The sequence below is a fragment of the Polaromonas sp. P1_G2 genome (assembly GCF_056405515.1).
In genome coordinates, this window is sequence record NZ_JBFUBY010000228.1 from 1 (window position 1) to 6831 (window position 6831).

The window sequence follows — 6831 nt, forward strand, 5'->3', positions numbered from 1 at the left end:
CGTCCTGGCGGTGGTCTTCGTCGGGCAGGGTGTCTATGCCCAGGTAGTGCCAGCGCACCGTCATCGGCTGCCGGTTCCTGTCCAGGGCCTGGCGTATGCCTTCGTCCATCTTGCCGACGGTGGTGGAGCTGCGCTCCGAGCTGTGCAGCACCAGGATGCGCGGCTTGGACAGGTTGAACAGGCCCAGCAGCAGCAGCGCGGCCAGCAGCGCCGCGGCCGTGAGGGCGGCCAGCGTTCCGCTCTTCATACCAGTCCCAGCCATTCCCAGTAGGGAATCGAAAGATAGGCCGCCAGCAGGCGCGCGAGGTTCATCCAGTGGTTATAGCGCAGGAAATCCGAGTGTTTGTAATAGCGGTCCAGCCCGCTGCCCTGCACCTGGAGGTACTGCGAGCTCTGGTAGGGCAGGAACCAGATGTCGCTGAACATGGCGGTCAGGAAGACCACCACCCAGGGGTTGATGAACTGCGCCTGCCCGATGGGAATCAGGATCACCGCGGCGACGATCATGCCCGCGGTGATCGGCAGCACCAGGCGCAGCAGCAGCGTGACCACCAGCGCCACGGGGATGAACCAGGCCATCCTGCCGCCGACAAAATCGAACAGGCCGCCGGCCGAGTGGGCCAGCGCCGTGTCCAGGCCCAGGTAGCTGATGGCGCGGCTCAGGCCGTCCAGGCTGAGCAGGAAAAAAATCATGGGCCAGTCGATCTTCTGCTGGAAGTCTTTCTTGCTCAGCAAGCCCATCAGCAGCAAGCCGGCCAGCAAAAATGCGGCCAGCCAGGCCGGCGAGATCTGGTGCCAGCCGGCGCTGCCGGCCCCCACCAGGAAGAACAGGAAGCCGGCCAGGGCGGCTTGTTCGGGCTTGGTGATGGGGCCCAGCAAATCCAGCTGGCGCTTGAGCCTTTCCTTGGGCAGGGCGGCCTGTGCCGTGCGGCCGAAACACAGGCGCACCACCAGCAGGTGCGCGGCGGTGACGGTCAGCGCGGCCACGCCGGCCGCCGCAAACCAGAACAGGCCCTGGAACTGGTCCTGCAGTTGCAGGGGCAGCATGCCGAAGGCCGTCAGGTTGGAGGACTTGCTGGTCAGCAGCATGGGTGAAAACAGCATGGCGCCCGAGAAGGTCGCGGCCATCAGCGCCGTCGCCGACTTGCCCTGCGCCGGCAAATTCAGGCCGTCGATCATGTCGCGGTAGAAAGGCAGCACCAGCGACAGCCGGGCATTGCCCGAGGGCATGATGGGCGAGAGCAGGTAGCCCGACAGCAGCAGCGCCGCCTGGTGCCAGAAGGGCGTGTCGGGCAGCTTGACCAGCAGCCACAGCATGAAGCGGTAGCTCAGGCCCGAGGCCGAGATCACCGCCGCCAGCGCATACACCCCGACCAGCGTCGTGAGCGTGCGCGACGAGAAGCCGGCCAGCGCGACCTCGGAGGGCACCAGGCCCACGATCAGCACCGCGGTGATGGCCACCAGCGGCGGCACGAACTCGTCGGCCAGGTTGAACAGCCACATCAGCACCGTGGCCGACAGGATGGCCAGGAACAGCGAGGCCTCCACCACCAGCCCGCCCATGCCGGAGAGGAAATAGATCGCGGGTGGAACGCCGATGACGGCCAGCCAGCCGGCCAGCTCGCGCGTCGAGATCGGCTTCGGTGTTTTGGGGGCGGCAGGCCTGGCCGGCTTGAGGAAGTTCTCGCCGCCCACATAGCCCATCAGCGCCAGCAGGGCGCGGCTGCGCAGCGACGGTGACTTGTCGGCGAGTTCCGCCAGCGCTTCGCGCGTGAGCTGCAAGGCCTTGACCGGCGCGGTGGCGCTCACGCTGCACAGGTAGTTCGCCGTGTCACCGGCGGCTTCCTCGCCGCAGCGCATGCCGGCCAGGGCCAGCGTGCGGCCGCCCGGCGTGCTCAGCTGCAATGCGCCGGCCTGGAGCAGATACAGGCAGCGGGCCGGCGTGCCGTGTTCATACAGCGTCTCGCCCGCAGCGAACTCCACCCAGTGCAGGCTGGCCAGAAGCCGCGCCAGCTGGCTGCCCGACAGGTCGGCAAACAGCGGGTCCTGGCGCAGCAAGGCCAGGGCGTCGGAATCAGGGGTGGCGGAAAGCGGCATGGATTCGCGGGCCTAGCACGCGGCGCTGGGGTGAATCCGGAGGGACGTTTGCATCGGCGTTCCTGGCCTGTTTTTTAATTGAGCTGCCGGCACCCTGTTGAGGGGGAGCCGGCGCATTTTGAGCGCCATTACATCATTGTTTCGGCGACACCGGCAGCTTGGAAACCCGTAGCGTTTTGAGCCGCCGGGGTGTCTGCCCGGCTTCTGTCAGTTGGCCTTGGCGGTGTCAAAAAGCGTTTTCATTTCCGGGGGCATGGCCGCGAACAACGGCTTGCCGCCGGGTTTGGCCGGCTTTAAAAACCACTGCTCGTACCAGCCCTGGGCAGCGCCGCTGCGCATGGATTCCTTGATGGAGGCATTGACCAGCTCGCCCATGGCGGCRTCGCCCTTGCGGTAGCCGATGGCGATGGTTTCCACCGACAGGCGCTCCGGCAGGATGGTGTAGTTGCCCGCGTCCGGCAGGCTCGCAAGCTGCGCCGCCAGCATCACGCCGTCGCGCGCATAACCGGCCGCCCAGCCCAGTTGCAACTGCCCCAGCGCCGCATCGGGATTCACGGCCTTGGCGTGTTGCCACTGCAGCGCGTGCGACTGCGCATAGCGGTCAAGGGCCGGCACGACGGTGCTGCCGTCAATGCCGACGATGCTTTTGCCCTTCAGCTGTTCCAGYGTGCTGACCATGTCCTTGTTGCGCACGGCCACTTGGATGGCGTCGACAAAAATCGGCGTGGAAAATTCCATGCGCGCGCGGCGATCCGGCGTGTCGGTCACGTTCTCGCAGAGCAGGTCCACGCTGCCTTCGGACAGCAGGCGGACGCGGGCGTCCACTTCGGTGGCGATGTAGCGCACCGGCAGGTTCTTGTTGCCGGCGGCCTGGCGCAGGCGCTCGATCATGGGTTTGCAGAACTCGATGCTGTAGCCCAGCGGTTTTTCCGGCGTCTGGTGATACGAGAAGGGCGCCGCCAGCGCGCGGTAGCCGATGTTGATCTGGCCGCGGCTCTTGATTTTTTCCAGCGTGGCCTGGGCCTCGGCCCATTGCGGCATCGCGACGGCCAGCAGGGCCAGGGCGGCCGGCAACCACCGGAGTTGGATCGAGCTGGAGCTGGGACTGGAGCGAAGCAGAAATACTGTCTTCATAAGAACCCCCCGTTGTTCGGACCTGTCCAGCTGATTCTTAGTGAAAAGCCCTCAATACGCAACGTCGCCAGGGCAGGGCTTCCCCGGTACGACCAAGGTACTCATTGTGGGCGGCCGGCGCTTCCCGCGGGCATGAAAAAAGCCCCTGTTCCTTGCGAAACAGGGGCTTTGAAGGGGCCGGGCTGCGCTGCGCCCGTGGTTCAGCGCACCACGCAGTCGATGGCGGCCGCCTTGTTGCCGCCGGTCGCACCGTTGCCAGTGCTTGGGCCCTGGAAGCTCACAGGCAGCGGGAGCATAAGAGGCGGCGTTCTGGGTAAGAGGGCTGGCGGCTGCGTTATCGTGGGCGTGAAACCAAACTGGCCGGGCGCGAAACTGGTGGTGCCGCCTTGGTTGCTCAGGTTGACCAGGCCGTCTATCACGTGCACATACAACCCCGGTGCCAGCGCGGGAGAGGGGGAGGACCGGGGGATGCCCAGTGGCGCGGGCTGCGCCAGGGCTGCGGTGGAGACCAGTGCGGCCAGCAAGGCCAGGCAACTTGAAATGAATTTTTTCATGGGATTTCCTGCTGTGTTGGGGTTGTGGAGGCGGCTCAGGCGGCTCAAGGCTGCCTGAGGGAAACCTCCATGCTGGCGCTGCCCTGCAGCTTGCCCGCGGGGGTGGTGATCACGGCGGCGTCGGGGCTGCGTTTTCCCAGCGCGCCGGCCGTGCTGCTGAAGCCGCCTTGCGTCAATTCCAGCTCTACCTTGTCGAGCTCGGGTTTGCCGGCGTCGTAGCTGTAGCGCGTCAGCACCAGCAGGGACTCGGGCTGCAGCACCATCGCCGCGCCGTCCACAAACTCCAGGCGGGCGAAGGCGTTGCGCCCGGTGGTGACGCTATCGCCCTGGCGCAGCGGCGAGTTTTCGGCCAGCACCCGGCTGCGGCCCTCTGCGCTTTTGGCCACCATCAGGCCGGATACTTTGGTGACGGTGCCGACCACCTGCGCCTGCGCAAGTGGGGCCAGCAACAGCAGCGCGATCGCCATCGCACATGCGGGAAGCAGGGGAGTGAAAAATGTTGGCAGCTTCATGTCATGCACCTCAGTTGCAGAAGGTTTTTGGCGGTGGCGGTGCTGTTTTGGTAACGGTTTTAATGATCATCTGATCCTCTTTTTTATCGCTCTTTTTCGCGTCATCGCCGGATGCCGACGAAGTACCCGAACTGCCGGCCGCCGGGATGGAAACCGGCATGGCGGCGACCTGTTCGGGGGTGGATTCACCCTCGAAAATAAACAGCGCCCCGCCGGGACTGAGCTGTCTGACGATGATGTTCGACGCCGTGGTGGACGCCGTGGTGGCGGGCTGGACCGCGACCGCGACAGGGACGGCGGCCGACAGCACCTGGCAGAGCATTGAATTGGGCGAGGTCGAGCAGATGTCCGCTGAGGAAGCGGTTGTCATGATGCGGGCAACGGTGCCTGTGCCGGGGTAGCTGACGGCCAGGTTCGCCGTGCCGGCGGCGGAGGTGATGTTGGGTGCATCGACCGTACTGAAACTGCCGCTGCCCGAACCCGTTGCCGTCACAACGTTGTAAAACGACGCGGCAAGCGGCACAAAGCCGTTGAGCGCGCGGACGTTGAGCCGGCCGTTCAGGCTGGCAGTGTTGCTGATGGCGAGCCTGTCAAAGCTATCGGTGGCCGCCAGCTTGATGTTGAGCACCCCAGTGCTGCCCTGCGTGTACTTGCCCTGGACGGACAGCGTGCCGACGGATCCTGCCGTGCCCGGTGACACGGTGCCGTTGTTCAGCAGCGTCCCGGTACCGCCCAGCGCCAGGGTGCCGGCACCGGCCAGCGTGCCGCCGGCCTGCACATTCACGCCCGCGGCGTTGATGGCCGAGCCGCCCGCCAGCGTCGTCGTGCCGCCCACGATATTGAGCGTGCCGTTGGCATTGCCCCCGCTTTGCGACACGGTGAGCGCGCCACCGTTCAGCGCCAGGTTGGCATTGAGCTGTACCGCGTGGTTGTCCGCCGGATAGTTGTTCAGGTAGTTGCTGTTCAGGTTCAGGGCCAGCTTGTTCGAGGTGCTGGTGATGGGCGCGTTGATGATGATGTTGTTGTTGGCGTTCAGCGTCAGTGCGGCATCGCCCCCGGCGGTCTTGTTGATGGCAGCCGATACCGTGATGTCGCCGTGCGCCATGTCCATGGCAGGGTTGCCCGTGCCCGTGGTGATGCTCACATTCGTGCCGGCATCGAGCTGGGCAACGATGGTCGCCGCGTTGATACGGGCGCCGGTCTCATTGGATGTGATGGCATTGGTGCCCACGACGCCGGCATCCGGCCCGGCCGCCACGATCTCGATGTTGAAGGGGTCTATGTGCCATTCGCCGCCCTGGCCGACCGTCGGGACGTTGACCACGTCCAGCGAAATTTTGCCCGAGGTATCGACATAGCCGCCGCGGCCCGCGCTGCCGGTGGCCGACACCTGGCCGTCAATGGAGGCCGCGTTCTCGGCAATCAGCACCACATTGCCGCCGGTCGTGCCGTTGGCGCTGATGCTGGAGATCGCCGAGGTCTTGACGTCGCCCGAAGCGCGCAAAAAGATCCTGCCCCCTTCCCGTACCGCGCTGGAAGCGCTGATCGTGCCGCTGTTGCTCACCAGGCCCGCCGCCAGGCCTATGCGGCCGGCTTCCGCCGTGATCTGGCCCATGTTGCGGACTTCGCCCGGCGTGCCGGTGATGGCGACGGAAACGCCGGGCGTTGCCGTGTCCACCAGTTGCACGGTTTGCCCCGCCGCCAGCAGTACCTCGCCCTGGGGCGCGTTCAGGCTGCCGGTATTGGCGACATTGGCGCCCACCAGGTAGATGCTGCCGCCGCTGGCCGCGTTGATAGTGCCCTCATTGCGCACTTCGCCCGGTGTGCCCGTGCCCTTGAAGTTCATGCGGCCGGCCAGGAAATCACTGTCACTGACGTTCAGCGAACTCGCGATGAAACGCGCCACGTCGATGCGCGCGCCAGGCCCCACCATGATGCCCGCCTGGTTGATCAGCCACAGGGCGCCGTCGGCCCTGATTTGCCCCTGGATCAGCGACGGGTCGCCGCCGTTGACGCGGGCCAGCAGCGCGGCCGAGCTGTTGATCTGGTGGATGTCGACCAGCGCATTGGAGCCGACGCTGAAGGTCGCAAAATTCGCGATGGCCTGCTGGCTGGTCTGGTTGATGGTCAGCGTGTTGCCGTTTTTTGTGATCGCCGCGTTGCCCGAGGTGACGTTCCAGCCCGTCGGCAGGGTGCCGGCCGGCAAGCCCTGGGCAAAGGCCTGCGTGGCGCAGGCCACCCACAGGGCGCTGGCCAGCAGCGAGAGGCGAAGGGGACTGGAGTGCGGGTTCGAATGCATGGTGATCATGGTGATGGACCTTGTGTTCTTCTTCGTCTTCTTCAGAACGCCAGCGAGGCGCTCAGGTGGGCATTCCAGTCGCCCCGTTTTTCCGTGAGGGAGGTGCCGGCGTTGTTCACGCGCGCCAGGTCCACATTCAGGCTGAAATCGCGGCTCAAGACATAACGCAGGCCGGCGCCCAGGCTGGACACCGTGACGCTGCCCGGCACACCGCTGCTGCCCACCTTGTTGTTGG

6 protein-coding genes and 1 pseudogene are annotated in these 6831 nt (G+C 65.7%); all 7 read right to left on the minus strand.

What is annotated here, in order from left to right:
- Positions 1–247 (minus strand): hypothetical protein (locus tag AC1D0P_RS19450; RefSeq protein WP_477678258.1); only part of this gene is annotated, 247 nt, incomplete at its 3' end.
- On the minus strand, positions 244–2097 hold the full coding sequence (locus tag AC1D0P_RS19455; RefSeq protein WP_477678259.1) for an SLC13 family permease: 1854 nt from the start codon (positions 2095–2097) through the stop codon (positions 244–246). The genes AC1D0P_RS19455 and AC1D0P_RS19450, both read right to left, overlap by 4 nt.
- A 207-nt stretch (positions 2098–2304) precedes the next feature.
- Positions 2305–3231 (minus strand): transporter substrate-binding domain-containing protein, encoded by a 927-nt coding sequence (locus tag AC1D0P_RS19460; RefSeq protein WP_477678260.1) that lies wholly within the window; start codon positions 3229–3231, stop codon positions 2305–2307.
- A gap of 200 nt (positions 3232–3431) precedes the next feature.
- Complete coding sequence (locus tag AC1D0P_RS19465) at positions 3432–3785, minus strand: hypothetical protein (protein ID WP_477678261.1); 354 nt, start codon at positions 3783–3785, stop codon at positions 3432–3434.
- A 44-nt stretch (positions 3786–3829) separates the two neighbouring features.
- A complete protein-coding gene (locus AC1D0P_RS19470; RefSeq protein WP_477678262.1) occupies positions 3830–4297 on the minus strand; it encodes a FecR family protein in 468 nt (155 codons plus the stop codon).
- 10 nt (positions 4298–4307) lie between these two features.
- The gene (locus tag AC1D0P_RS19475; protein ID WP_477678263.1) at positions 4308–6605 is read right to left on the minus strand and encodes a two-partner secretion domain-containing protein; all 2298 of its coding nucleotides are present in this window, start codon (positions 6603–6605) and stop codon (positions 4308–4310) included.
- Positions 6606–6637: 32 nt separating this feature from the next.
- A pseudogene (locus AC1D0P_RS19480) lies at positions 6638–6831 on the minus strand (ShlB/FhaC/HecB family hemolysin secretion/activation protein); the annotation flags it as partial.

Coding starts and splice junctions, on each gene's coding strand:
- AC1D0P_RS19455 (WP_477678259.1), bottom strand. CDS start 2,097: ATGCCGCTTTCCGCCACCCCTGATTCCGACGCCCTGGCCTTGCTGCGC.
- AC1D0P_RS19465 (WP_477678261.1), bottom strand. CDS start 3,785: ATGAAAAAATTCATTTCAAGTTGCCTGGCCTTGCTGGCCGCACTGGTC.
- AC1D0P_RS19470 (WP_477678262.1), bottom strand. CDS start 4,297: ATGAAGCTGCCAACATTTTTCACTCCCCTGCTTCCCGCATGTGCGATG.
- AC1D0P_RS19475 (WP_477678263.1), bottom strand. CDS start 6,605: ATGATCACCATGCATTCGAACCCGCACTCCAGTCCCCTTCGCCTCTCG.